Source organism: Rhizobacter sp. P2_H2 (assembly GCF_056403375.1).
Genome location: NZ_JBFUFP010001625.1, coordinates 1 through 813 on the forward strand (window position 1 = coordinate 1; position 813 = coordinate 813).

Below are 813 nucleotides of genomic sequence, written 5' to 3' on the forward strand. Positions count from 1 at the left end.
GGCCGGCGAGTTCCTGGTGCTGCTCGGGCCGTCGGGCTGCGGCAAGTCGACGCTGCTGCACTCGATCGCCGGGCTCGAGGCCACCACGCAGGGCTCGCTGCAGCTGGACGGCCGCGACATCACGCACGTGCCGTCCGCCAAGCGCGACCTCGCGATGGTGTTCCAGTCGTAYGCGCTGTACCCGCACATGACGGTGTTCGACAACATGTCGTTCGCGCTGAAGCTCGCGAAGGTCGACGTGGCGACGCGCCAGCAGAAGGTCGAGCGCGCCGCGAAGATCCTGAACCTCACGCAGTACCTGCAGCGCACGCCGAAGGAGCTGTCGGGCGGGCAGCGCCAGCGCGTCGCGATCGGCCGCGCCATCGTGCGCGCGCCCAAGGTCTTCCTGTTCGACGAGCCGCTGTCCAACCTCGACGCGGCGCTGCGTGGCCAGACGCGTGTCGAGATCGCGAGCCTGCACCGCGACCTCGGCGCGACCACCATCTACGTGACGCACGACCAGGTCGAGGCGATGACGCTGGCCGACCGCGTGGTGGTGCTGCGCGACGGGCTGATCGAGCAGGTCGGCACGCCGCTGGAGCTGTACGACCACCCGGCCAACCAGTTCGTCGCACAGTTCATCGGCACGCCGCAGATGAACGTCGTCAAGACGGCTGCCGTGCCCGAACTGACGCGCCTGGCCGGCACACGGTTGCCCACCGACGGCGCGGTGGGCGTGCGGCCCGAGTACGTGCGCGTCGGTGCCGCCGGAACCGGCCTCGCAGCCCGCGTGGAGCTGATCGAATCGCTCGGCTCCGACACGCTGATCCACAC

Annotated in this window: 1 protein-coding gene; it reads left to right on the forward strand. The window is 70.1% G+C overall.

The features are described 5' to 3' along the window. On the forward strand, positions 1 to 813 hold an 813-nt coding region (locus tag AC1D15_RS35195; protein ID WP_477829731.1), incomplete at both ends, for an ABC transporter ATP-binding protein.